Here is a 25,508-nt window from a genome sequence, read left to right as displayed (position 1 = left end):
CCTATGGCTTATTGGTTACGTTCACATCATCACTCTCTGTTCTAATGGGGCAACCCGTAATTTCCTTTACATCCTGATTTTTTAAGCCTTTTACATATGGCCTTAACAAATCGACAGAATTAGCAGCGAAAGAATTGAAATCGAACAGCATTACCCCTCTGTAGCCTTGGGTCATCAAGTCTTTACAAGTGGCCTCGGCATTGCCAAATCCGCTATAGGAAGGCGAAAATGGCTTGGCACTGGCTATGAGTTTGCCCACCGGGAAACCTGCGCTCCCAGCAGAAGGTATTTGCGGGTAATATGCAGAAGAACCAGCATCGGCAATATCGCCCATCCGTTTGCCGTTGTAAATAGTAGAGCCTGCACCGCCATAAATGTAGCAGTGTACAAATTTATCGGGCAACAAGCGCTTCACTTCCGATACTACCATGGCAAAAGATTGGTTATTGGCCCATGATGGACTGTTAGAATATTCGTCATCAAAATCGATCGCATCCAAGCCTAGCCTACGCACCTCTATGGCTACATGTTGGGCAAAAGCAGTAGCTTCTTCCAAATTTCTGAAGTTCATAAATCCAGCATTATCATGATTGCCCAAAATGGTCATGCCCACTTTTACGCCCTTGCTTTGTACATATCTGGGCCAGCCGTTATCAATCAGGGCCTGAACCTGTCTGTTATAGGTAATTTTGGCTTTACCTGTAGCTGCATCGAGGTTAATGTTGGGTGCAAAAATCCAGGCCAAATCAATTACTGGCTTATTGTCTTCGCCCAAATAACAGGTTACATTTTTAAAGGCACGATTGTTTACTTCTACATAGGCAATGAGCAGATTCTTCTTGGTAAGCAACGAATTAGGATCTACCTGCCCGGTTATTTTAGAAAGCGAATCTACAATTCTGATCGAATCGGCCTTTTGCTTGGCAATCTGCTCAATTCTGGCAATAGTCCAGCCTTGCAGTTCAGTATCCTTATCATTTTTGATATCGGGATACTTTTGTTCTGTTTTTATTTTTTTACAGGCGCCTAATAAAAGTAGGCTACTGATCAATAAACAAGATATCTTTTTCATAACTATAGTTTTTTAGGTTAGCTTTATGGTTTATCCCACCAAACTCTTTTGGTAAGATCGAGATCGTTGCCCCCCAAACGTGCCACCGCTTCATTGTAGTTGCTGGCATTATAAGAGGCTTCCCTGTTGGGGTAATTTAAACGACGGGGCAATAGGCCATTGGTACGGTTGCCTGGATAATTAACCGGGGTTAGTACCGGATAACCGCTACGCCTATAATTGGCCCAAGTTTCAGGAAAATCGAACAGTGTGGCTACCCAATATTGCGAATTGATCATTTCTAACGATTTTTCCAGAGAAGTTTCACCTAAAGGATGGGCATCGGCAAAAGCCTGTACTTCGCCGCCCATGGTCAACATTCCATTCAATTGCTCTAACGACTTCATGGCAGCTATTACACCGTTTTTATAATGGTCTTTGGCCGATGTAGCACCTACATCCCAGCCTCTGGCCTTGGCTTCGGCCAATAACAATTCTGTTTCGGCATAAGTAAGGATAAATACAGGGAAAGTGGGTACGGCAAAAACAGAACTTACCGGCCTTGCATAATTGCCCAAAGGCGAGGCATTGCTGCCCTTTCCTGTTGGCCCTGGATAGTTAGGCGCCGTTTCGATGCTACGCACCCCGTTTACATCGTAACCATTAGGCATGCCCATGGGCACTTCGTAAATTTTACCACTCGGAGCTGGATTAATTTGGGTATAGCCAAAGGCTTTTTTGCTCAAGTCGTTATTGTTGATCAAACCCGTGTCTGCCTTTTCGGTCAGCACGTATAACCTTGGGTCGTTATTATTATTTAGGTAATCGATAAAGGTTTTAGACCACCTGATCTGTCCAAAAGTGGCGGCATCGCCAAACCAAGCGTTGGCCGATTTGTTTTTGCGTTCTTCGGCTGTGCCGTTAAACCTTAAGATGGCATTGTCTGCCAAATCGGCAAAGGTCTTGCCCTTGGTTTTCTCGGCATATAATCTGGCCGTAGCTTGGTCTATTTTGGTAAGGCGCATAGCTACACGCAACATGAGCGCATAAGTGAATTTTTGCCATTTGTCTATATCGCCATCGTAATAAAGATCGCCGGCAACTTTGGCCTTGCTCTTATCCAATTTTTGGCCCACATCATCAAGTGTAGCCAGCATATCCTTGTAAATCTCCTCCTGCCTATCGTATTTCGGATAGAGGGTTCCATTTTTCTGGAAATAAGGAATATCGCCGTATACATCGGTTACGCGTTGCAGGGCCATTACCCTCATTATTCTACAAATTTGGATCAGGTTGTGGTATTTTTCAGGATCCTTTTGTGTAGCAAGGGTAATGGCTTCGGCAAATAAACCTGCCTGCGTTTGTCCGTCGTTAAAGAAACGATCATTGTATGAAAATAATTGAGAACTGTATTTATCGCCAGCACTATAAGAGGTTTGGGTAATGGTTGATGCCAATACCTGTACCATTGGTGCCAGTTCGTACAGTTGATGTTCAGTTATATTTCCATAATTTAATTGCCCCGAAGTAAGTAAATAATTCGGGTCTGTATTGCTTTCATTGGCTTTTGTAGGGTCGCGGTTTAATTCTTCAAAATCTTTTGAACAGCCGAGCATAAAAAGGACGGCTGCAAGTATGAGGTAAAAAGTTAGCTTCTTCATGAGTATCTATTTTAACTTTTATCTTTTTAAACTATTTAAGCTTTACGTTTAAGCTTAGGCCATAATTACGCGTCTGTGGCAAACCTGCCCCTTCTAAGCCCGCGTTACCGGTAAGCGACGAAAACGTGTCCTCTGGATCGAAATTCTTGGTATGCTTCATCAACGTAAGGAGGTTACGAGCGGCAAAGCCTATGCTTACTGCACGGAAAGGGGTTTTGCCCAACAATTTCTCTGGCAAGCTGTAATTGAAGGTTACCTGTCGCAACTTGATAAAGCTGCCATCGTAAACAGTTACCGCCGGAATGTTCTTTACCAAACCTTGGTAATAATCTTGTGCACTTACCAAAGTCTGGTTGGGCTGGCCGTCTTCGGTAACGCCTTTGGCTATAATGCCTGTCTCCCTGCCTACCAAGGTCTTTTTGTTCAGTCCGTAGTAAACGCTCAAAAAGTCGGTGGCCGAAAGTACTTTATTGCCAAATCGGTAATCGACCAAGAAAGAAAGGTTAAAGTTTTTATAGGTAAAACTGTTGTTTAAGCCACCATAATATTTAGGTAGGCCGGATCCCATTGGGGTAAACGGACCTCTTACGGGGATTCCATCTATACCAATGATGATATTGCCATTGGCATCGTACTTGTAATCGTTGGCCATGATCTGGGCCAAAGGCAAGCCTACTATGCCATATATACCGGCACCGTTGGCATACGGGCCTACAGTTGGCCTGTACTGGCCTTCGCCAGAGTTTTGGATGCTGGTAGTAATGCCATCAATATTCAATAGCTTGTTGTTTACATTGGTAAAGTTGAAGGAAACATCCCAGCTAAACCCGCTGTTACGAACCGGTGTACCATTTAAAGTCAGCTCTAGCCCCCTATTTTGGGTAGAACCCAAGGGGATGTAAGTAGATTGATAGCCTCCAGAAGCAATACTGATCTGTTGTGATACCAGTTCGTTGGTGGTTTTGCGTGCGAAATACGAAAGCATTAAACCTAACCGGCCATCAAAACCTTTCAGTTCTAAACCTGTTTCGAACTCGCGCATCGAATAAGGGCTTAAATTTTCGGGCAAAATTTCTGAGGCCAGGTTGGCATAGGTTTTTCCACCAATATCACCAGCAGCTATGCTATAGTATTTGGCGTTTTTAAAAGGCTGTGCTTCGCCACTGGTTTTGGCATAGGCCAATCTGAATTTACCAAAGGTGAGCTTTGGTATTTCTACGAGATTAGAAAAAATGAAACTGGCACTTACCGATGGGGTAAATATGGCTTTGGTGGTGGTACTAAACTCATCGTATCTACCTGTTGTACTTAAGGTCAAGTAGTTTTTATAGTTAAAATCGAGCGTATAATAAGCCGAATTGGTTTGTAGCCTATTTGGCGATGGATAAATGGTATTCTGTATCGTTAAGTTAGATGGCGTATAAAAATATGGGATCTTCCATTGCGAGCCCGAAACGCCTACCTTTTCGAAATTAAACTTACGGATATTGCCCCCAATGGCCGCATCGAGAGTAAGGTCGGCAACTATCTTTTTCGAATAGCCAGCCAATACATCGATGTTCATCTCGGTGGTTTGCGCTTTAGAAAGCTCTTCTAACTGGCCATTCGGGTTGTAACCAATACCTGTTGGCTCTATGCGCAGGGCATTATCAACAATATGATCATAGCCCAAGCGGGTTTGCAGGTACAATTCCTTGGTAAAATCGTAGCGCAGTGAAGTTGATGAAATGAGACGTTGCCGTCTGCTATTGGTAATTACCTTATCCACTACAAACCATGGATTAGGGATATAGCCTCCGTTGCCCATGTGGTTCTCGTTGCCCGTAACCGGATCGTAAATCAACTTCAGGTAATCAGGGTTTACATTGGCTGGCAACAGCGACATGGTAAAATTCGGATTACGGCTCATATCGCCCAAGTTGGGCCTCAGTTTAACATCTTCATGGATGTAATTGATCATGGCCGTTAGTTTCAGCTTGCTGATGATCTCTTGATTGATATTCAAGTTGCCCGAATATCTTTTCAAGCCACTGTTCGGAATAACCGATTGGTTGTTGGTTTGCGAAAGTGACAACCTGAAATTACCTTTTTCGCCAGCACCCAAGAGCGCCAAGGTATTCGAAAATACAGGAGCATTTCTGTAAAACTTCTCCAACTGGTTATCTACAGGGGCATAAGGATGCATTAAGCCATCTTGACCAATGGTCATTTCGCCATCCATCCTTGCGCCCCAACTGTTCAAACTGGCCGTTACCAAATCTGCTCGAGTTGATGGACGGTTGCCGTTAAGCCCTTGCCCGTAAACTTTTTGGTAGTCGGTATTGTCTATAATGCTGTTGATGCTAAAATTGCCACTGTATTCTACGCCAAAGCCTTTTTGGCCCTTGCCACTTTTGGTGGTAATCTGAATAACCCCATTGGCTGCGCGCGTTCCATAAAGTGCCGATGCGGCAGAACCGTTCAATACCACTACATTTTCAATATCATCAGGGTTAATGCTCGAGATGCCATCGCCCAAATCCTGTCCGCCATACACGCCAGGCGATCCTTTTTGAGTATTGTCCATCGGTACCCCGTCGATGACGAACAAAGGACCTGTTGTAGCCGAAAAATTAGAAACACCACGGATGAGCAGACGCGCCGAAGAACCCGGACCGCTGCTTACGCCGCTTACATTCAGGCCCGCTACCCGGCCACTCAAGCTATTGGCAACATTGGGCTCCTTGGCCTCGTTTAAAAGGTTACCATTAACCGTCGACATCGAATAGCCAAGTTTGCGCTGGTCTTTGGAAATGCCAAGTGCAGTAACAACCACCTGCGCAAGGGTATTTTTTTCTTCGCGAAGTACGATATCCAGTTGGGTGGCCGTGCCTACTGTAATTTCTTGTTTTACATAGCCGATAAAAGAAAATACCAGCACATCGCCTGCATTGGCCTCGATGGCAAAAGCACCTTTGTCATCGGTACCTACCACTTTGCCCGTTGTTTTGTTCAAAATCGACACATTGGGCATGGCCACTCCGGCCGTGTCTTTTACCTTACCGCTTATTTTGATCAGCGATAAAGACTTGGGCATTTCTTGTGCTACTTTGGGTGTATTGGGCGGTGTAACAATGATCACCGTATTGTCTTGTATCTTATAAGAAAAAGGCTGATCGGCAAAACAAGTGTTCAATACTTCCTGCAAGGAAGCATTATTGCATCTAATGCTAACCGGTTTTGCATTTTTAAGGCTATATACATTGTACAGGAATTCTGTACCTGTTTGTTTCTTGATTTTGGCAAGTATAGAAATCAAAGGGGCTTTCTTTTCGTTCAACGATACCTGTGCGTGGGTCAAAGCACTTACCCTGAGTAAAAATAGGGTCAATATAATCGCAGTGAGTTTCATGATACGAACGATTTTTTTTGCAACGCCAATAGAGCCCCCGTTTCTGATGGGAGAAATTTTCATATATTTGGTCTTGGTTTGTTTAGTTGATTTATTTTGTCTCGCAACATTTTAAAAGACGGCACAACCGATGGCCAGGGGGAGGTCGAAGCACCTCTGGCTTTTTTGTGGACTATCTTTAAGGAGGTGTATAATTAATCCATAACGATAACCCTCCTTCCTTCTATTTTAAAGTGTACGGTATTGGTGGCTTCCATGGTGTTTAGCAGTTTCGAAATGTTATCGTAGCGAGAAACCGAACCTGCAAAAGCCTTTTCTTTCATATTGCCCTTGTAAACAATATCTACGTCGTACCAACGCGCCACTTTGCGCATAATGCTTTCGATAGGTTCGTCTACAAAGGTAAAACGCCCATTTTTCCAGGCCACTTCGGCCGCTACATCTTTTTCAACTACCGCAATCTCATTTGCCTCCAAAATGGCCTGCTGGCCTGGTTTTAATATTTCTTCGTTCGCATGTTGGCCTTTGGTCCGAATAGCCACGCGTACAGCACCTTCGAGCAATGTGGTTTTGATATTATCCTCATCTGCATAGGCATTGATGTTAAAATGCGTGCCCAATACCTGTACTTCCTGATTTTTGGAAATCACCTTGAAAGGATGCAACTTATCTTTGGCTACCTCAAAATAGGCTTCGCCAGTTAATTCTACCCTGCGCTCTTTGGCTCCTGTAAAACTCAATGGATATTTCAGGCTGGTAGCGGCGTTGAGCCATACTTTGGTGCCATCGGGCAGGTGGATCTGATATTGACCACCCTTAGGCGTTTCGATGGTGTTGTAAAGTGCAAAGCTTTGGGTTTGATGCTGGTCTTTTATTTCATAGCGCAACTGTCCATCGGCGGTTTTGGTAATCTCTATACCCGCTTCTTTGGCCAATGCTCCATTAACGGAGTGGGTCAGGTCAATTTTCGTACCATTGGCCAAGGTAAGCATGGCCTTCCTGCCGCCAGGTACAATGGGGTGAGCAGCTACCTTTTCCTGATCTTTTAACGATGAAGAATAAAAATTGTACCACAGTGCAACTGAAGCGCAGAGTACAATAACTGCTGCCGCTGCATAACGGTAAATCGCGAATTTAGGCCTTAATTTTACTGTGTCTTGGTTGCCGATTCTTTCCTTGATGTTTTCAAACACCTCTTCTACCAACATATCCAACTGGCTGTTCGATTGATAGGCCTGACCAAGCTGTTTCTTTATATTTCTTTTAAGCGCCGTTTCATCATTGCCATCAGCGAAATATTTCAACAGGTACTCCAATTCTTGGGCACTGCATTCGTTCTTTGCGAATTTGGCAAACAGCAGATCGATTTGATCCATAAATATATTTGGTTAATAACTACTAATACGTTTTAGTAAGCCTCAACAACTAGTCAAATCGACAGAAATTCTTAAAAAACACATAAGTCACTGATAATCAGGATAAAAAAAATTATTTCACCCGATCAAAAAGGGCAACTACGGCTAAGGCAACAGCCAGATCGCCGTGTTGGTACAAGAAATTTCTTACCGCCTTAGAAGATTTGACGATATGGTTATTAACGGTAGATACAGAAATCCCCAAACGCTCGCTGATTTCCTTATGGCTTAAACCCTCTATTTTAGACAATTGATATACCTGCCTGCTTTGTGGCGAAAGGGCTTCGATAGCCTGATTGAGACAGGCATTTTTTTCTTTAAAGCTCAGCAGCTCTTCTGTATGGCTATAACTCTCTATGGTATTGGCAATCAGCTCCCTAGTTAGCTTTTTATCAAGTGCTACCTTTCGCAGGTAATCGTATACCTTGTTTTTGGCTATGGTAAACAAAAAAGACTTGAATGATTTTTCTACATCAATACTTTCTCTTTTTTCCCAGACCTTCAAAAACAGGTCTTGAAGCAACTCCTTGGCCACCTCCTGGTCTTTCACCATGTGTATGATATTGCTGAGCAACATGCGGCTGTACAAATCGTAAAGCGAGCCAAAAGCGTTGCTATCCCCTTTCTTTAATTGCGAAAGAAGCAAAGAATGATCATCCCCTGTTTTTAGCGGTAAGCTCATAAACGAAACCGTTAAGCGACAATAAATATATAATTAATGGGATGATAAATTATAGGAACTAAAGTTATAAAAAATTAAGCAAGTATGAACTTCAAACCAACATTGCAAAACGGCTGGTTTGAAGGTTTGCGATATCCGTTCAACAAAAAAAGCCCCCTGCTTTACACAGAAGGCTTTTTAACCAAAGTTGTACCCTTAGGGCACCAACATTTTAAATAGCTTAATCAGGTAGCCTTTCTATAAAAGCAATCGAAATTCCGTTAAAACAATCGTCGGCACAATTGTTTTCTACATAGCCACAAGAAGAAATCATACCACTGTTTTTGGTTTCCAATGAAGTTTTCGCGTCTTTCCTTTTCAGGAGCCATACGGTTCTTGCCTTTTCGTATATCTGGTCTAAAGTTAGCGTTGCCGCGCCATTGGTGTGGGTATTCAGGCTGCTTTCCTCTTCGATCCATTGCTCCAGTATGGTAATTTGCGGCGTCGGACCGCCAATTACGTTCTTAGCCACATAGGCACGCTTGATCACTTTTCCATTTTTTACGGTAATGATGGTTTCTGTTGAATAACCCGTCCACGAGACGGTATTAACCTGATACCGATAAGAATTATTAGTCGAGGTTTTAAAGTTAGTGTAGATTTTATAGCTGCGGGCAAGATCGCTTTCAAACGCGACATCGCTTTTTTTGCACGAAGCAAATAGCCCGGCTATAAGCAATAAAATAAAAAAGTAAGGGTTTCTTTTCATAAAGCTTAGGTTTCGTTTAAGGTTGTTTTATTCCCATACGTAAAGCAACTCGCTTTCGCTACAATTTGTCTTCCCGGAATTAAAATTAACTTTGTGCATGCTTAAAAAAGGAGAACATATTGAAGGGGTACCGGCCGAACTGCAGGCCCTTTTAGATCAGGATAGCGAAGCCCATGCTTTTTTCGAAAGCCTGGCCAAGTCGTACAAACAAGGCTACTGCGATTGGGTAGGTTCGGCCAAACAAGAAGAAACCCGCAAAACAAGGGCTGTCAAGGCACTCCTCATGTTGCAGAACAAGCAAAAAACCTTAAAAACCTAATTTGCTTTGCCCGGCGAAACCAATAAACAGCTCATTCCATGTTTCCAACATTTAATGCAAGTAACTTCGAAGAAAACTGCCAAAAAGTAGCTTCCATGGATAAAGACCTGGCCCAGGTAATCAGCGAGCATGGTTATCCGCCCGTGTGGAACCGGCCCAATACTTTCGAATCGCTGGTGCATATCATTCTCGAGCAGCAAGTATCGTTGGCCTCGGCATTGGCTACCTTGAACAAGCTGCGCGGAAAAATAACCGTGATAAGTCCGGAAAACGTACTGGCTCTGAGCGACGAAGAATTAAAGGCTTGTTATTTCAGCCGACAAAAAACGGTTTATGTAAGACACTTGGCTCAAGCCTTGGTCAATGGAGCACTTAACCTAACCGAATTGGAAGGCTTGGCTGATGACGAAGTTCGGCAACGGCTATTGACGCTCAAAGGCATTGGCCATTGGACCGTAGATATATACCTGATCTTTGTGCTGAAACGCACCGACATTTTCCCTATCGGAGATCTAGCTGCGGTAAATGCCCTAAAAAGAATCAAAAAACTAGACAAAGACACCACACGCGAAACTCTTTTGGCGCTTTCGACCCTTTGGCAGCCTTACCGCACCCTAGCCACCATGTTGTTGTGGCATTATTATCTTTCTTCGGCCAAGCCCAAGCAGGCTAATACACTTTGATTACCTTGCCTGTAACGATACCAAAAATAGATTTCTCGTAGGCCCGAGCTACTTTCCAACCCTCAACCGGAATAAATCCGGGGAAACTGTCGTGATAGCCCTTTGACTCGGCAAGCACGGTTGGGCTGATGCAATTGATCCTGATGGCTCTCGGCAATTCGTAGGCGACGGCTTTAACAAAACCTTCCACGCCACTGTTAACCAACGAAGCAACTACCCCACCCAAAATGGGCTCTTCAGACAAAACGCCCGATATCAGGGTAAAAGAACCTCCATCGGCAATATAGGGCAAGGCAGCACGTACCAAGTTGATTTGCCCCACCAGTTTGTTGCCTATCGAAAAAGCAAGTTCTTCGTCTGTAAGCTCACCAATCCCTTTAAAAGCAACCGATCCTGATGCATTAGCTACGGCATTGAAGTGGCCTATTTTCGCAAATAGCTCTTCCAGGCTTTTCTTATCCTGGATATCGGCCTGAAAATCGCCCGAGGTTCTCGATACCTCGATAACTTGGTGGCCTTGCTCGTGTATTCTTTTGACAACTTCTTGTCCAATGGTGCCGTTGGCACCAACCACCACTATGGTTAGCTTACCTTTATTGCTCATGTTCTTCTTTTTTACAAAGCTCAACAAATTTTAGGCAAATGATGTTCAGATTTAAGTCAGTAATGGCTTGAGGTACCTGTTAAGTCCATATCAGACAAACGTTTGCGTTAAACATCTTATTTCAATTTGCTCTATATTTGGTTTAGGTCTCACCTAAAAACTACCGTATTGAGGTTAAAAACACAAATAAAACTACCTTTTAAATGAAGAAACCAATTTTAATCGCCTGCCTGCTTCTCCTCTCCGCCTTTGGCTTTGCACAAACCGAAATGAAACAGCTGATCGAAGAACAATTCAACTTTGCCAAGCAGCAGTATAAAGTAATGGATAAAAATATTCCACCGGGACTAACGCCACAAAGCTACGATGCTCAAAACAAAAAATTTATTGGGCAGGGCATCAAATGGTGGTGCAGCGGTTTTTACAGTGGGTCGCTCTGGTACATTTATGAACAAACCCAGGACGATGAAACCAAAAAAAATGCAGAAAAAGCACTCAAACTGTTAGAGCCAAACCAAACTTTTACCGGCAACCACGACTTGGGCTTTATGATGTTCTGTAGTTTTGGCAATGCCTATCGCCTAACTAAGAATCCAGCCTACAAAGCCATTATCGAACGCTCTGCCCAATCGTTGGCTACACGTTTCCGTCCGGCTATCGGCGCCATCCAAAGCTGGGACAAGAACAAGTACTGGCAATGTCCGGTTATCATAGACAACATGATGAATTTGGAAATGTTGAGCTGGGCCAGCGACAACGGCGGCGATCCGAAGTATAAGGAAATAGCCATCAAACATGCCAACACGACTTTAAAAAATCATTTCAGGCCAGATTTCAGCTCTTTCCATGTCATTGACTACAATCCAAGCAATGGCAAAGTGCTTAAAAAGGGAACCTGGCAAGGTGCCGCCAACTGCTCGGCCTGGGCACGCGGCCAAGGTTGGGCCCTTTATGGCTATACCATGATGTACCGCTTTACCAAAAACCCTGCTTATTTGAAACAGGCCAACGGCATTGCGCATTTTATATTGAACCATCCTAATCTGCCGGCCGATAAAATCCCTTATTGGGACTTTGATGCGGGTTTAATTCCCTATGCCAAACGCGATGCCTCGGCAGGTGCCCTCATCGCCTCGGCACTGCTAGAGCTTGGCCAATACAGCGCCAAAAACAAAACCGAATATAAAAAGGCCGCCGAAACCATGTTGCGTTCGTTGGCTAGCGATGCCTATCGAGCCAAATTGGGCGAAAACGGTGGTTTCTTGCTCATGCACAGCACCGGGGCACTGCCTTTGAACAGCGAAATAGACGTTCCTTTGGTTTACGCCGACTATTACTTTTTAGAGGCATTGGCCAGGTATAAAAAATGGTACTTATAAAATTTAGCGCAATGAAGAAATATACACTTTACCTGATGCTGCTCGTCCTTGCAGTGCCTGCTTGGGCGCAAAAAGGCAAAACAAAAGAAACCACCGGCGCGCAAGACCGTGCCTTCTGGGTAAAAAGCCTTTATAAGATCTCGTATCCGGTTATCCATAACTTGGCCAACGGTACTTTAAAGGCCAACATGCCCTTAGAAAAAGGCAACAACTACAACCTCAACCTCAAGGCCGTTACCTATACCGAGGCCTTAGGCCGGACCTTGGCCGGTATTGCGCCTTGGCTCGAACTACCAGACGACGAAAGCGAGGAAGGCAAGCTGCGAAAAGCCTTCAGGACCGAAACTTTAGCTGCCCTCAAAAATGCAGTTGACCCTCAAAATCCAGATTACCTTAATTTCAGAACCGAAGCCCAGCCCATTGTCGATGCGGCCTATGTGGCACAGGCCTTTTTAAGAGCGCCTAAAATGCTTTGGCAACAGTTAGACCCAGTCACGCAAAAAAGATACATCGAAGAGTTTAAATCGTTGCGGACAAGAACCGGCGCCTATAACAATTGGTTGCTGTTTGCCGCCATTACCGAAGGCTTTTTATGGAATATTGGCGAGCAATACGATCCAGCAAGGCTCCGTTTTGGCATCAACAAGCTCAACGAGTGGTACGAAGGCGATGGTTGGTACAGCGACGGCTCTTCTTTCAGCATGGATTACTACAATTCGTTTGTAATCCATCCCATGATGGTCGACCTGCTCAAAAGCATGATCGAAAAGAAAAGGGCCAGCGCTACCGATTACAACCGGGCTGTTGACCGCATGGCAAGGTACGCCAGTTTTCTGGAAAGAAGCATTGCACCCGATGGCACCTTTCCAGCCTTTGGCCGATCAATTACCTATCGCACCGCTGCTTTCCAGGCATTAGCTCAAACGGCTCTGATGGAGAAACTGCCCGAGGGCGTAAACCCTAGCCAGGTTCGATGCGCATTGACCAAAGTATTCCACCTCATGTACGAAGGCAACCAAAATTTTGACAAAGATGGCTGGTTGGTATTGGGTTTTAACGGGCATCAGCCTGAAGTAGCCGACGTCTATACCTCTACCGGAAGCTTGTACATGGCTACCTTGGGTTTCTTAGCCTTGGGCCTGCCTGCCGATAATAAATTCTGGACAGATCCGCCAGCACCATGGACATCTCAGAAAGCCTGGTCCGGACAAATGCTGCCAAGAGACCACCGAATTGAAAACTAACAAAAAGCCCTCCATCCAGAGGGCTTTTTCGTTTACTTTAATTTTATCTTTAGCTTTAAATCCAGCTAATCCAATCAAAAATTTAGCCTATGACCTTTGCCGAAAAAGCCATCAATTTTAACCGCAGCCTCAGCTATACCGGCAAGACATTGCCCAAAGGGATCAGGGTGATGAACCCCTTTCTCGAATTTGAACAGACCATGGGTATTATGGAAACTTTTTACCATAAGTATTACAACGACAACCGGCAAAGGCATTTGATTTTGGGTATTAATCCCAGCAGATTAGGCGCTGGCTTAACCGGTATTCCCTTTACCGATCCTAAAAGATTGGCCAGCGAACTCCATATCAGCTACACCGGTCGCATAACGCATGAGCCTTCTTCTGTATTCATGTACGAAATGATCAATGCCTATGGCGGGCCAACGGCTTTTTATGGCGATTTTTACATCAATTCGCCCTGTCCCTTGGGTTTTACATCAGTTGACGCGCAGGGCAAAGAAAAAAACTACAATTATTACGACAGCAAAGCACTTTTGGATGCCGTAGGCGATTATACGGTTGAAACGTTGCATCGATTGATTTCATTGGGCATCAATACCGATTTATGTTTTTGTCTCGGGACCGGAAAAAACGAACAATACCTGAGCAAGCTTAACCAAAAACATGGTTTTTTCAAGAAACTGGTTGCCTTGGCGCACCCGAGGTTCATTATGCAATATAAATATCCGGCCAAGCAACAATACATTGATGATTACCTTGCCAAACTCGGCGCTATACATGATCAATTATGAACATCAAAACCAAAAGAATTTATGAGGCCCCAAGCACAGCCGATGGCTTTCGTGTCTTGGTAGATCGGCTTTGGCCGCGTGGCCTCAAGAAAGAAGATGCCCAAATTTCACTTTGGCTCAAGGCTGTGGCCCCTTCCAACGGGCTTAGAACGTGGTTTCACCACGAGGAAAGCAACTGGCCTACGTTTGTATCGCGCTATCGGACAGAACTTCAAAACAATGAAGCCCTCCCCCAGCTAAAAGCATTGGCTGATGAGCACCAAACCGTTACCCTGCTTTATGGCGCCAAAGACGAAACACGCAACCAGGCCGTTGTACTTAAACAATTGCTCGAAGGCGCAATATAACAGAGGCCCCCAACATCCATCGGGGGCCTTGTTTTTTTAAGACTTTAACCTATTGTTGTGTGTTAAAATCTAGGGAGAGCTATTAAGGATAATTCTAGTTTCAATTAAATAAAGGCTAACAGGTTGATGTTCTCTTTTTTCCTTCTGTACAGTTCTTGGATCATTTCGCTTTCTTTCATTCTTACCGCCCAGGCAGGCCTTAATTCGAAATGAGGAACCGCAGTACTGTTTTTATTGGCAGAAGCACAAGTTAGCCCAATCGATTCGCCCAATTGAGCAACCTTGGCATACAAGGGCGATTGGTCTTTAAAAACGAGTTCGCCTGTCGTGTTTTTTTCAAAAATGCCCATATCAAAGGCGAGGCCGAAATTGCAGTTCGAAAAATTGCTTTGTGCATCGATAAAAATATGTTGCGATAGTTGGTGCTTTCTTTCTTTGGTTTTATGTTGATCTTCCGCTTTTAATGCGTTGATCAGCCGGAGGCAGATACCCTGATCGGCTGCAATATGAATCAGCTCTTTGGCAAACGGAACCACTTCTTTAGGCATTTTCTTCAAAATGGTTTCATTGTACAAATCTTGCTGAGGCTCTTGAGCCAACGCATATTGGTACTCTTCGAGGCTTTCGGTATCGGCTTCGCTACCAAAAATTGCCACATAAGCCCTATCCAATGTTTTTGCACTCGGTTTTCCGTCGGCTTGGATTTGTAGTTTTTGTTGTATCGCCTTAATCAATGCGGCCTGACCGGTTTCTGTGGGCAGGGCATCAAACAATAGATCATAAATACCAATCCAAGTTTTAAGGCTAACAATGCCATCTACCTTAAGGCCAGCTTTGAGCTGTATGGCTTTAATTTTGTCTGAATTGTTCATTTTGGTTGAATATTTAACTCATACGATTGTCTGCTTTGGCCAACTCGCTGTTTGTGAACCAGTAAAATGGCAAACGTTTGGAGTAGCATTGCAATGCTAAGTGAGCACTTTTTTAGAAAAAATTCTAGCGTGGTTTTGCCCAAAAGGCCAATTGGGTAGATTTACTGAACAAACAGGTATTTTTACCTAGACGGATTGACTAGTCAACAATTTAACCATTCAACAATGGCAATAACAGCAGCAATTTAATAACCCAACGATAAGAATCTGCTAACTAAAAAAATCTTCCAGGTCAATGAGGTGATGTTTGAGGGCGTAAAGTACCAGCCCGGCAGTATTGCGGCTGCCCGTTTTAAGCAACAGATTATTGCGGTGCCCTTCCACTGTGCGATTGCTCAAGAAAAGTTTTTCGGCAATTTCGCTGCTGCTCAGCTGCTTGCAGATCAGGCCCAGTACTTCGGTTTCGCGGGCAGTAAGCTTATTTTCCTGTTCTAAGCTCAGCACTTGAGCCTTTCTTACTACACCTTTGCGCATAATTTCAAGCATCGGCATGGTAAAATAGAAATCGTTTTTAAAAACTTCCCTAATGGCCTGCTCTACTTCTTCGGGTTCGGCATTTTTGGCCAGGTAGCCATTGGCACCGGCTTGTATAGTCGCTAAAATGAAATTTTCGGCCTCGTGCACCGTAAGGATGATGACCCTGATGCTCGGATATTTTTCCTTTAAGATCTTTAAGGTTTCCAAGCCATTCAATTCAGGCATCGAAAGATCGAGCACAATGATATCCGGTTTAACCGTTGCCTGTTCGCAAAGCTCCAAGAGCTCCCTGCCATTTTCGGCCTCAAAAAGCATGCTCATTTGGGCAAAAGAACCGATTAGTGCGGCCATTCCTTTCCTGAAAAGCTTCTGATCGTCGGCTATGGCAACATTAATATTCATTGTCGGAAATTTTAGGCTGAAAGTAGAAAAAAAAGTAGTCAAAACCCTTATTTTTTTTAATTTCGAGGAAATTAATTTATTTAAAGCTCAGTTAAATTATGAATTCTACAATTAACACCCCAACCATTCCCCTGCGCGACGCTCAACTTAGAATTGAACGTTACAGACAACAATTATCGGCCTATGTTCCTCAAGAAAATCTGCCTTGCGCCATCTTGATTCCGATCGACGATCTTTTAGCCATCATCAAACAATATGAGACGGTTGACGAGGAAGGAAACATTACCAATAAACTAAGGGGTGTTCGCGCCTATTTTGCCGTAAAAGCCAGCGACCAAGAATTACCAGACGACATTACCGCGCTGATCGTACCTGTTGACTTGCAAGGAAACGACGTGGTGGTTAACCCTGACAAACTTGGCGGCGTTGACGACACCGAGATCTACGACTTTACCAAACCATGTCCTACCGAATGCGACGTTAAGAGCCCATTGTACGACCTTCCATGATCTCAATCAAGTACCTGTTTTATACCATCATCGTTCCGGGAAGCATCTTCATACCGCTTTTGGTATTTGTGCCGAGGTACAAAACTGCAAAAAAGGAAGAGCGATTGCTCTTTTTTTACCTGATTACTGCAGGCCTGATCAATTTGGCAGCCATTATTTTAAGCTTGTACGGCAGGCCCAATCTGCCCCTGCTGCATTTGTATACCATTATGGAGGCTGCATTTCTATTGGGCTATTTTCAGCTGATCTTTAAAGAACCATTCATCAAAAAAGCCATTGGCCTGATCATGGTACTATTTCCGATCATCTGCATACTCAATTTCAGTTTTTTGCAGAGCTTATATACTTTTAATACCTATACAAGACCTTTAGAAGCCATATTGATTACCTTCTTTTGTTTGTTGTATCTCTATAAAAGTGGGTTTGCCGAAGATTGGATAAAACAGCCAACAAGCTGGTTTAATGCAGGGATTTTGATATATTTCCCCGCTGCTTTTATCATTTTTATCCTTTCTAACTACATGTTGGCCAGTAAAAACGTAGCCATGAATACCATTGTATGGAATGTTCATGCCGCGTTGGTGCTGCTCATGTATATAGTTTGGGCAAGGGGCTTTAGGCTGGCTGGCAATGGGCGATAACCTGTATATCCTCATTTTTTATAGCGTAATTGGCGTTTTAGTCATCGTTACGTTTTTTCTGGTGCTCTACATACGCAACCAGAACGTAATCTGGCAACAGCGCAAACAATTTCAGGAAACTGAAATCCAGCAACAAAAGCAATTGCTAAACGCCGTTATCGAATCGCAAGAATCGGAACGCAAGCGCATTGGGCAAGACCTGCACGATGAAATTGGGGGCACCTTATCGGCCATGAAGCTGATGCTGGGTGCCCTTAAGCAACAGGGCCTCATTAGCGAAGACAACATTTTGCCTGTTAAGGAACTGATTGATAAAATGATCAAGGATGTACGCCATATTTCGCACGACCTTTCTCCTCCCGGATTGGCCATGTTTGGCTTATACACCACCATAGAAGCCTTTGTATCGCTCATCAACAACACGGGCAATATCGAAATCGAAATTGAACACGAGCCTTACGTTGAAGAAAGACTGTTGGCCGAAAGAACGGAACTGGCCTTATTCAGGGTCATAACCCAACTCATCGCCAATTCTCTCAAACACGCCGATGCCACCCACATCAGCCTTTCGTTTAAACCGAGCAATACCGCACTAGAAATTGGCTACACCGACAACGGAAAAGGCTTTGACCTGGCCATTTTAAACCAAAGAAAAGGCATAGGCATGCAAAACATTGTGAGCCGTTTGCAAATGGTTGAGGCTATCTATACCCTCGAAACCAGTCCGGGCAAAGGCTTTAAAATGGCCATCAGTTGTCCTTTAGACAAAGAAGCTGAGACCGCAACAGCGCTGTAGCTTGCCTTTTTTAAGAAAAAATCCAATTGCCTCTTCCTAAAACCTGTCCATCCAAAAACCCTAGCGCTTTTTACACAAAAAAGCACCTGATCCTTTCTTTATTTTCATATTTCGACCTAACTTACACAGCAAAACCTATTAAAATCTCTTACATCCTACCAAAAAATGAAAAAATCTATTCTTTTTGCCTTGATGTTATTGCTCATCGAGCCCGTATTTGCCAAGGATTATGAACTCAGTTCTCCTGCTGGAAACAACCAAATCAAAATCAGCTGCGATAAAAGCATCTCTTTTGTGGTATTGAATCAAGGAAGTCCAATCTTAACCACCCAGCAAATCGCCTTAACGCTTAAAGATCTGGGCATTTTAGGTCAAGACCCAAAAGTAGCCAAGGAAATAAGAACCAAGGCCAATACCAGCATCCGGGTTGATGTACCAGTAAAGTTCAAAACCATTACCGACGAATACAATCAGCTCGAATTGGTGTTTAAAGGCAATTACAGCATTATTTTCAGGGCCTACAATAATGGCGTGGCCTATCGTTTTGTAACGAGCCTTAAAAACGACAAGGTTTTTGTAAACAACGAAAACATTGCCTTTCAGGTAAACGACGCCCAAAATGCCATTTGGCCTTTTGAAGGATCAAAACATGCCAATCTTTTCCTTTCCCATTTCGAATATTCGTTTAAACCGCAAAAATATACGGCTATCGATAGCGCGCAGGTTGGGTTGCCTACCTATTTTACGGCAAAAAACGGTGCCAAGATTGTTTTTACCGAATCAGACCTCTTCGATTATCCCAATCTTTTCATCAAGAAAAAAGACAATATAACAGGCGTTTTCCCGCATGTAATTTTAGAACAGCAAAAAGTGGGCGACCGCAGCATCAAAATCTTAAAAGAAGCCGATTACATTGCCGAAACCAATGGCACCCGAAACTATCCTTGGCGACTTTGGATGATCAACGATAATGATGCGGGCCTCCTTACCAACACCTTGGTTTATCAATTGGCCACGCCCTCAAAAATCAAGGATGCCAGCTGGATCAAACCGGGCAAGGTAGCCTGGGACTGGTGGAACGACAATAACATTTATGGTGTCGACTTTAAATCGGGCATCAATACCGAAACCTATAAATACTACATCGATTTTGCTTCGAAATACGGCCTCGAATACATCATGCTTGATGAAGGCTGGACCAAGACCACGCAAGATATTCTCCACTCCAATCCCAACATCGATATTCCGGAGCTGGTGGCTTACGGCAAAAAGAAAAACGTAAGCGTATTGCTTTGGGTGTTGTGGAATCCGCTGAACGAAAAAATGGACGAAGTTTTAGACCTTTATAAAAACTGGGGCGTTAAAGGCATCAAGGTCGATTTTATGGCCAGGGCCGAGCAATACATGGTAAACTTTTACACGCGCACTGCCGAAGCCTGCGCCAAAAGAAACCTCATGGTCGATTTCCATGGTGCCTATAAACCTACCGGACTGCACCGCACCTATCCTAACGTAATTTCGTATGAAGGCGTGCATGGACTGGAAAACAATAAATGGGAAGCCACCGTTACACCCGAACACGATGCCTTGTTGCCTTTTACAAGGATGATGGCCGGTCCGATGGATTATACGCCAGGAGCCATGCGCAATGCCATTAAATCTAATTTTAATGCTGTGTACAGCCAGCCCATGAGTATGGGCACACGCGCACACCAAACGGCCTTGTACGTTTTATTCGAAAGTCCGTTGCAAATGCTGGCCGATAATCCTTCAAACTACCAGCAAGACGAAAAATATACCCGCTACCTGGCGCAGTTCCCTTCTATTTGGGATGATACAAAGGTGCTTTACGCCGATGCGGGAAAAGCAGTAGTTTTGGCCAGAAAACTAGGCAACAAGTGGTATTTGGGTGGCATTACCAACTGGAATACTTTTGCCCAGGATTTTAAGCTCGACTTTTTGGGCAAAGGAAAATTCAACCTCGAATTGCTCGAAGACGGCATGAATGCCAATAAAATGGCCGAAGACTATAGAATTACCCAAAAACAGGTGGATGCCACCAGTGTATTGCCAGTGAAGATGGTTCAAGGCGGTGGCTTTGCTGCCGTGCTAACCCCTAGCAATTAGGCATCATTTTTTCCAAACCCATTCAAAAGCCCTCTATTCGGGGGCTTTTTTTTGTTCCCAAACACTATAAAAAACGATGCGTACCAAACGTATCAATTCTAATTTTAGCCAAAAAACTATCTCCCAACAAATCAAGACATTAGCTAAATAAAATCTTGCGGAACAAACGTATCAAAAAGAATATAACTATTTAAATATCAATTAGTTATATTTATTTTTATTTGGATTTATAGCGATTGCTCCAGTATCTTTAGGATAAGGTAACCAAGTATTTAAAGTATGAGCAACAGACCACGCTATGCAGGCCATAGACAAGGTGTAAGGCTTTCTATAGCCACGGCCTTCCCTCTTTACTTCATTTTGACGGCAAATCATCATCCGTATATCAACTCATATCCCTATTTATTTTCACGAAACAGCTAAGCCATTGCAATCGCAGGCAACTGTCGAGGACAGGAACTTGCCCTTAAAAACTAACCGAATTGTAACTTAAAAACTAAACTAGATGAACACCAACCCTAAACTTTTAAAATTGACGGGAATCGCTATGCTCTTGCTGTCGGCAAGCTTTAGTGCATGCCAAAAAGACAAGGTAGACACCACAAACGGAACTGCCGATCCAAAGAAAGCAATAGAACTGCCAAAATCGGCAGTAGTTGAGCAGGCCTGGCCCAGCAACATCAACACGGGCTTTACCCACCCCGATGGCACTTATACCTATAGTTTGGCCAGCGCCGATTTCGGTTCGGCAACACTTGGTGGCTGGAACGACAGCCGTGCCTGGATTTCGGGCAACTGGGCCCGTGCTACGCTGATGCCCAACTCGGTATCTAATGGTTTGATTGCCGATGTAGACCTTTCTGATGGCTCGGCCTATGAAGCCACCTGGAAAGTACGCTTCCATAGCCAATTCGACTGGAGCCGCGGCGGCAAAGTAGGTTTCGGCTTTTTAATTGGCGAAGGCAATACGGGCTGCGACATTGCAACCGACGGCAACGGAGGCAGCTTGCGCCTGATGTGGTACAATACCGGAAGCAGGGTCTATTTTCAGCCTTATGTTTACCACAGGGATATGGCCGGCCCTTGTGGCGATACTTTCGGCAAAACCTATCCAACCAGCGGCAGTTTGGTAAAAGGCCAAACCTATACTGTGCACATGTACCTCAAAAGCAATACCGGTTCTAATACCAACGGTTGGGTACAGGTTAAAATTGACGGCAATACGGTACTGGACCAGGCCATCCGCTGGACCACCAACGATGCGCAAAGGCTGATCAAAAAATTGTCTTTCCACAACTTTAGAGGAGGCAAAGATGTGGCCGTTTGGGGCTCGAGCCAAACCAGCTATATTTATTTCGACGATCTGGTGGTGAACAAAATCAGTAATTAATTTTAAGCCGGTGGGGTTTTAAACAGCCTCATCGGCTATTTGCCAAAAGCCCTGACAAAAAAGACATACAAATTATAGATCACCAGTATTTTTGCATCTTACTAGCGGTATATTTGTACAACAGATTATTAAAAAATGTCGAAAGCGAAAATCCAACCCTCGAGCTTCAGTTTTCTAAATACGCTCAAAAAGAACAACGACAGAGATTGGTTTCAGGCCAACAAGGAAACCTATTTGAAGGAACTGGCCGTAATAGAAAGTTTTGCCGACCAACTATTGGCCGAACTGAATATCCACGACCTGATCGAAACCGCTTCTGGCAAAAAGAGCTTGTACCGAATTTACCGCGATACGCGTTTTTCGACCGACAAAACGCCTTATAAAACACATTGGAGCGGCAGTTTTAAACGGGCTACCCAATATCGCAGGGGCGGTTATTATTTTCATATCGAACCGGGCAACAGCCTGATTGCAGGTGGCTTTTGGGGGCCAGCAACCGACGATTTGAAACGGATTAGAGAAGATATTGCTTTTGACGACATCCCGCTGAGGAAGATTTTGAGCGACCCTACATTTGTACAGACTTTCGGCGAACTGCGGGGCGAACAACTCAAAACCGCTCCGAAAGGCTTCGATGCCGAACACCCAGCCATCGATCTGTTGCGCTACAAACAGTTTTTATTGGTCAGAAAATTTACCGACCAAGAAGTATTGGACGAAAGTTTTTTGCAACAGGCAAGCCTTACCTTCAAAAACATGCGCCCTTTTTTCGATTACATGAGCGAGGTACTAACTACCGATAGCGATGGCCTGTCGCTTTAGACTGCCCTTTCCAAATCAGCAACAAAAACAAGGCATAACTCACTAAAAGAACCAGCACCAAAACCAACATTTCAAAATTGGTTTCCGGAAACCTGGCACTTTGCGCTACAAAAGCAAGAGTGGCGAGCAACAGCACGATCAAAAGTGCAACCGATAAAATCAACCGCTGTATAAAATTGAGGCCCAGAGGAGTACCTTTTGCCTGGCTTGGGTCAACCGGCTTGATCAATTGGTTGAGCTCCAGGTTGAGCGTGTGGCCTAAAACCTTAAGTGTATAAAGCCTGGCTTGTACTTCGGCACCTTCAATTCTTTGAACAGAGCGCAAAGCTATCCCCGAATTTTCGGCGAGTTCCTGCTGGCTCCAACCTTTGTTTAGCCTGCCAGCTTTTACGGCATCGGCTATTTTGTTTTTATCGTATTCCATATTGGACAACGCCATTGCTGCGCCATTTGCAAGTGGCGCAAGTTTCGGCCGATTAAAGATATTAGTTTTGGGCCAAACCCCCGACTTCCCCAACAAAATCTTATTCATGATTGGTATTTTTATTTTATTAGCATTGACTATCGGCATTATCCTGCTCCTGCACAAAAGCTGGAAAGACCTGCTGGGCATGGTTCCATCAGGCAGAATAATAGCCTATTTTATAGCAGGCCTACTACTCATGTCTGCCTTGTGCTTAGTCAATATCGGCATAGCTACCTTCTTCAAATCGATAACGTGGCAAACAAATTCTGGTTTTTCGTGGCCCCAGCTGCGCTCGATTAGCCAATACATGTTCAAAGCTGTGCTGACTGAAGAATTGCTCTTTAGGGGAATTTTGTTCTACCTGATTTTAAGGAAACTCAAAACCAAAACCGCCTGCTTGATTTCGGCCATTGCCTTTGGCGCCTATCATTGGCTAAGTTATGGAGCCATATCTTTTAATGGGGTACAGCAGTGCTACATTTTGCTGATTACGGGCTTGGCCGGATATGCCTGGGCTTATGCCTTTGCCAAATCAAAGACCATTTGGCTACCGATCGGCCTCCATTTGGGATGGAACATCGGCAATGCCCTTTTCCATCCAGCCAAAGGTTTCGATGCCTTGCTGGTGATAGCACACCAAAAACAACTTTCGCCATGGGCAGACGCCATCCTTTCGTTTGGATTAGGCTTATTGCCAAACCTGCTTCTTTTGATTCTTTTAAAGCATTTGGTTAGTGCTTTGCAAAGGGATAAACGCTCCGCACAGCAGCCATAACACCACTCAACCTGGCCTGCTTTCAATGATTTGAAAATAAATTTGCGCAATCAAATGATTGCACTTATATTTGCAACCATATAGTTGCATAATATGATTACACGAAGAGATGTTTTTCAGGCCATTGCCGATCCTACCCGCAGGGAGATCATCCACAGGATAGCACAGGCTCCCTTATCGCTTAACGAAGTTGCCGAAACCTTCGACATCAGCAGGCAGGCGGTATCAAAGCATATCCAAATTTTAACCGAATGTGGTTTGGTTACCATGAGGCAACAGGGGCGCGAGCGTTTTTGTGAGGCACAATTAGGCAAACTAAACGAAGTGGCCAACTGGGTTGAACAGTATAAAAAACACTGGGTTGGCCGTTTTGAGGCATTGGATAATTACCTAACCGAATTAAAAGAAAACCAAAAAGAAAATGGAACAAAGTAAAACAGAAGAAAAGGAAGTGCTGATCAGCCACCTTTTCAACGCACCGAGAGAATTGGTGTTCAAAGCATGGACAGATCCCCAATTATTGGTCAACTGGTACGCACCCGATGGCTGTACGATTGAGTTCAAAATACTTGATGTTACCCAAAATGGCGAATTCCACTCTTGTGTTCACGACCCGGTACATGGCGACTGCTGGATCAAAGGAACTTACCAGGAAGTGGTTTTTCCCGAAAAGCTGGTTTTTACCATGATTTTAACCGATGAGCAGGGCAGCGCTGTAGAAGCCCTTGCTGCCGGAAAACCTGAAGACTGGCCTCAAGAAACCATCACCACGGTAACTTTCGCAGCCATTGGCGAGCAAACCAAGCTTACCCTGCACCAAACCATTCCGGAGGCACAAGCCAAAGCCACTGGCGCCTACCAAAGCTGGATCAAGATGTTCAATAAGCTGGAAGGAATTTTGAGTTAAGCATTTGGTGCTTGGTTCGAAATTACTGGCCGGGATAGAACGTCTCGGCCATTCTAATTTATTGTCCAGCTTTAGTCTTCTAAATTTCCTCTTGAGCTTCTAGCCTTCCCTCAGTTCCAATTTCATCATCAGGTCTAGCTGTATTTCATCGCCAAGCTTAAATTCGTGGCTATCAAATTGCACAAAACCTATTTTCTGGTAAAAACTGATGGCCTTGTGGTTATGCTCCCACACGCCCAGCCACACGTACCGCTTACCTTCGAGTTTGGCTATTTCTATGGCCTTGTTTATCAGAAAAAGCCCTAGTTTTTGCCCCTGAAAAGCTTTCTTCACATAAATGCGCTCTATTTCTATGGCATCTGCATCTTTTACGTCGCTTTGCGCCTCGTTAAAATTGAGCTTGAGGTAACCGGCTACCTCCGAATTGACTTTGACCAAATAAAATGCCGAATCCCTACAATCCAGTTCTTTACTAAGTTTGGTTGCAGTTAGGTTATTAGCTACATATTGCGCCATGCTCCCGGCCGAATTGGTCGGCGCAAAGGTTTCTGTAAAAGTTTCGGTGCTTATGGCTACCAGTGCTTCCGTTGCCGAACTATCTATCTGTATAAATTCGATAAGCGCTTCCATTAATCAGCCTGTGGCTCTTCGTCCTTTAATTTTTTATCTACAAAAAATGGTGCAAATGGCAATAAAGAAGCCACAAAAATAAGTACCGCCTTGCTAAATTTCCACTTGGTTTCTTGCCAGGCCATGACCAAGCAAGCGGCATAGCCCACAAATAATAAACCGTGTGCCCATCCGGTATATTTAACCGCCAAAGGTATATCGGCGAGGTACTTTAAAGGCATGGCAATAAACAGCAGCAGCAGGTAAGAAATTCCTTCGGCTACAGCTACTTTTCTGAAAATGTGTAAAGAAGTCATAAATTTAAGGGTATGCCTCA

At 44.1% G+C, this 25,508-nt stretch carries 27 protein-coding genes; 15 read left to right on the top strand and 12 right to left on the bottom strand.

From position 1 onward, the window contains the following. Window position 1: 1 nt before the first annotated feature. The 6 genes from AC6H1S_RS05735 to AC6H1S_RS05710 all read right to left on the bottom strand — a co-directional run bounded on the left by AC6H1S_RS05735 (window position 2) and on the right by AC6H1S_RS05710 (window position 8,948). Window positions 2-1,072: a glycoside hydrolase family 18 protein gene (locus AC6H1S_RS05735; RefSeq protein WP_199141256.1), complete on the bottom strand. Its 1,071-nt coding sequence runs from the start codon at window positions 1,070-1,072 to the stop codon at window positions 2-4. A 23-nt stretch (window positions 1,073-1,095) separates the two neighbouring features. Beyond that, window positions 1,096-2,712: a SusD/RagB family nutrient-binding outer membrane lipoprotein gene (locus AC6H1S_RS05730; protein ID WP_497565474.1), complete on the bottom strand. Its 1,617-nt coding sequence runs from the start codon at window positions 2,710-2,712 to the stop codon at window positions 1,096-1,098. A gap of 31 nt (window positions 2,713-2,743) precedes the next feature. Beyond that, the gene (locus tag AC6H1S_RS05725; protein WP_497565473.1) at window positions 2,744-6,166 is read right to left on the bottom strand and encodes a SusC/RagA family TonB-linked outer membrane protein; all 3,423 of its coding nucleotides are present in this window, start codon (window positions 6,164-6,166) and stop codon (window positions 2,744-2,746) included. 131 nt (window positions 6,167-6,297) lie between these two features. Further along, on the bottom strand, window positions 6,298-7,479 hold the full coding sequence (locus AC6H1S_RS05720; protein WP_497565472.1) for a FecR family protein: 1,182 nt from the start codon (window positions 7,477-7,479) through the stop codon (window positions 6,298-6,300). 112 nt (window positions 7,480-7,591) lie between these two features. Next, window positions 7,592-8,200 carry an RNA polymerase sigma factor gene (locus AC6H1S_RS05715; RefSeq protein WP_497565471.1) on the bottom strand — a complete coding sequence of 203 codons (609 nt, stop codon included), beginning with the start codon at window positions 8,198-8,200 and terminating at the stop codon, window positions 7,592-7,594. Window positions 8,201-8,420: 220 nt separating this feature from the next. Further along, window positions 8,421-8,948: a hypothetical protein gene (locus tag AC6H1S_RS05710; protein WP_497565470.1), complete on the bottom strand. Its 528-nt coding sequence runs from the start codon at window positions 8,946-8,948 to the stop codon at window positions 8,421-8,423. A 97-nt stretch (window positions 8,949-9,045) separates the two neighbouring features. Here AC6H1S_RS05710 and AC6H1S_RS05705 point away from each other — a divergent pair, with 97 nt between their 5' ends. Further along, entirely contained in the window at window positions 9,046-9,267 is a 222-nt protein-coding gene (locus AC6H1S_RS05705) for a YdeI/OmpD-associated family protein (RefSeq protein WP_497565469.1), read from the top strand. A gap of 38 nt (window positions 9,268-9,305) precedes the next feature. Continuing rightward, window positions 9,306-9,950 (top strand): DNA-3-methyladenine glycosylase family protein, encoded by a 645-nt coding sequence (locus AC6H1S_RS05700; protein ID WP_497565468.1) that lies wholly within the window; start codon window positions 9,306-9,308, stop codon window positions 9,948-9,950. Here the strand turns inward: AC6H1S_RS05700 and AC6H1S_RS05695 are convergent. Continuing rightward, a complete protein-coding gene (locus tag AC6H1S_RS05695) occupies window positions 9,937-10,554 on the bottom strand; it encodes a short chain dehydrogenase (RefSeq protein WP_497565467.1) in 618 nt (205 codons plus the stop codon). The genes AC6H1S_RS05700 and AC6H1S_RS05695 overlap by 14 nt on opposite strands. Before the next feature lie 203 nt (window positions 10,555-10,757). Between AC6H1S_RS05695 and AC6H1S_RS05690 the strand changes: the two genes are divergently transcribed. From AC6H1S_RS05690 to AC6H1S_RS05675, 4 genes are all read left to right on the top strand, one after another. After that, window positions 10,758-11,933, top strand: coding sequence for a glycoside hydrolase family 88 protein (locus AC6H1S_RS05690; protein ID WP_497565466.1), 1,176 nt, complete (start codon window positions 10,758-10,760; stop codon window positions 11,931-11,933). 11 nt (window positions 11,934-11,944) lie between these two features. Next, window positions 11,945-13,177, top strand: coding sequence for a DUF2264 domain-containing protein (locus AC6H1S_RS05685; protein ID WP_497565465.1), 1,233 nt, complete (start codon window positions 11,945-11,947; stop codon window positions 13,175-13,177). Window positions 13,178-13,266: 89 nt separating this feature from the next. Next, on the top strand, window positions 13,267-13,971 hold the full coding sequence (locus AC6H1S_RS05680; RefSeq protein WP_497565464.1) for an SMUG2 DNA glycosylase family protein: 705 nt from the start codon (window positions 13,267-13,269) through the stop codon (window positions 13,969-13,971). Then, window positions 13,968-14,318 (top strand): DUF488 domain-containing protein, encoded by a 351-nt coding sequence (locus AC6H1S_RS05675; protein ID WP_497565463.1) that lies wholly within the window; start codon window positions 13,968-13,970, stop codon window positions 14,316-14,318. The genes AC6H1S_RS05680 and AC6H1S_RS05675 overlap by 4 nt, the downstream gene beginning before the upstream one ends. Before the next feature lie 104 nt (window positions 14,319-14,422). Here AC6H1S_RS05675 and AC6H1S_RS05670 read toward each other — a convergent pair whose 3' ends face one another. Then, window positions 14,423-15,190: a hypothetical protein gene (locus AC6H1S_RS05670; protein WP_497565462.1), complete on the bottom strand. Its 768-nt coding sequence runs from the start codon at window positions 15,188-15,190 to the stop codon at window positions 14,423-14,425. Between the two features lie 270 nt (window positions 15,191-15,460). Further along, the gene (locus AC6H1S_RS05665) at window positions 15,461-16,129 is read right to left on the bottom strand and encodes a response regulator transcription factor (RefSeq protein WP_199137488.1); all 669 of its coding nucleotides are present in this window, start codon (window positions 16,127-16,129) and stop codon (window positions 15,461-15,463) included. 98 nt (window positions 16,130-16,227) lie between these two features. Between AC6H1S_RS05665 and AC6H1S_RS05660 the strand changes: the two genes are divergently transcribed. From AC6H1S_RS05660 to AC6H1S_RS05635, 6 genes are all read left to right on the top strand, one after another. Then, window positions 16,228-16,638 carry a hypothetical protein gene (locus tag AC6H1S_RS05660; protein WP_199137486.1) on the top strand — a complete coding sequence of 137 codons (411 nt, stop codon included), beginning with the start codon at window positions 16,228-16,230 and terminating at the stop codon, window positions 16,636-16,638. Next, complete coding sequence (locus tag AC6H1S_RS05655) at window positions 16,635-17,279, top strand: hypothetical protein (protein ID WP_497565461.1); 645 nt, start codon at window positions 16,635-16,637, stop codon at window positions 17,277-17,279. Before AC6H1S_RS05660 ends, AC6H1S_RS05655 begins: the two co-directional genes overlap by 4 nt. After that, a complete protein-coding gene (locus tag AC6H1S_RS05650) occupies window positions 17,269-18,075 on the top strand; it encodes a sensor histidine kinase (RefSeq protein WP_497565460.1) in 807 nt (268 codons plus the stop codon). The genes AC6H1S_RS05655 and AC6H1S_RS05650 overlap by 11 nt, the downstream gene beginning before the upstream one ends. A gap of 165 nt (window positions 18,076-18,240) precedes the next feature. After that, a complete protein-coding gene (locus AC6H1S_RS05645; protein WP_497565459.1) occupies window positions 18,241-20,202 on the top strand; it encodes a glycoside hydrolase family 97 protein in 1,962 nt (653 codons plus the stop codon). Between the two features lie 505 nt (window positions 20,203-20,707). Continuing rightward, window positions 20,708-21,592 (top strand): polysaccharide lyase, encoded by an 885-nt coding sequence (locus AC6H1S_RS05640; RefSeq protein WP_497565458.1) that lies wholly within the window; start codon window positions 20,708-20,710, stop codon window positions 21,590-21,592. Window positions 21,593-21,727: 135 nt separating this feature from the next. After that, entirely contained in the window at window positions 21,728-22,414 is a 687-nt protein-coding gene (locus AC6H1S_RS05635; protein ID WP_497565457.1) for a DUF2461 domain-containing protein, read from the top strand. Here the strand turns inward: AC6H1S_RS05635 and AC6H1S_RS05630 are convergent. Next, a complete protein-coding gene (locus AC6H1S_RS05630; RefSeq protein WP_497565456.1) occupies window positions 22,386-22,946 on the bottom strand; it encodes a helix-turn-helix domain-containing protein in 561 nt (186 codons plus the stop codon). The genes AC6H1S_RS05635 and AC6H1S_RS05630 overlap by 29 nt on opposite strands. Between AC6H1S_RS05630 and AC6H1S_RS05625 the strand changes: the two genes are divergently transcribed. The 3 genes from AC6H1S_RS05625 to AC6H1S_RS05615 all read left to right on the top strand — a co-directional run bounded on the left by AC6H1S_RS05625 (window position 22,945) and on the right by AC6H1S_RS05615 (window position 24,562). Then, a complete protein-coding gene (locus AC6H1S_RS05625; protein ID WP_497565455.1) occupies window positions 22,945-23,655 on the top strand; it encodes a CPBP family intramembrane glutamic endopeptidase in 711 nt (236 codons plus the stop codon). The genes AC6H1S_RS05630 and AC6H1S_RS05625 overlap by 2 nt on opposite strands. Window positions 23,656-23,748: 93 nt before the next feature. Beyond that, complete coding sequence (locus AC6H1S_RS05620) at window positions 23,749-24,090, top strand: ArsR/SmtB family transcription factor (RefSeq protein WP_199137464.1); 342 nt, start codon at window positions 23,749-23,751, stop codon at window positions 24,088-24,090. Further along, window positions 24,077-24,562 (top strand): SRPBCC family protein, encoded by a 486-nt coding sequence (locus AC6H1S_RS05615; RefSeq protein WP_497565454.1) that lies wholly within the window; start codon window positions 24,077-24,079, stop codon window positions 24,560-24,562. Before AC6H1S_RS05620 ends, AC6H1S_RS05615 begins: the two co-directional genes overlap by 14 nt. Window positions 24,563-24,661: 99 nt before the next feature. Here AC6H1S_RS05615 and AC6H1S_RS05610 read toward each other — a convergent pair whose 3' ends face one another. Both AC6H1S_RS05610 and AC6H1S_RS05605 read right to left on the bottom strand, forming a co-directional pair. Then, window positions 24,662-25,192, bottom strand: coding sequence for a GNAT family N-acetyltransferase (locus AC6H1S_RS05610; RefSeq protein ID WP_497565453.1), 531 nt, complete (start codon window positions 25,190-25,192; stop codon window positions 24,662-24,664). Further along, window positions 25,192-25,488 (bottom strand): DUF3817 domain-containing protein, encoded by a 297-nt coding sequence (locus AC6H1S_RS05605; protein WP_199137457.1) that lies wholly within the window; start codon window positions 25,486-25,488, stop codon window positions 25,192-25,194. Before AC6H1S_RS05605 ends, AC6H1S_RS05610 begins: the two co-directional genes overlap by 1 nt. Window positions 25,489-25,508: the final 20 nt, after the last annotated feature.

The sequence above is a fragment of the Pedobacter sp. TM02 genome (assembly GCF_059705275.1).
The sequence above is the reverse complement of the archived record's forward strand: the minus strand, read 5'-3'. Positions and strand labels throughout refer to the sequence as shown.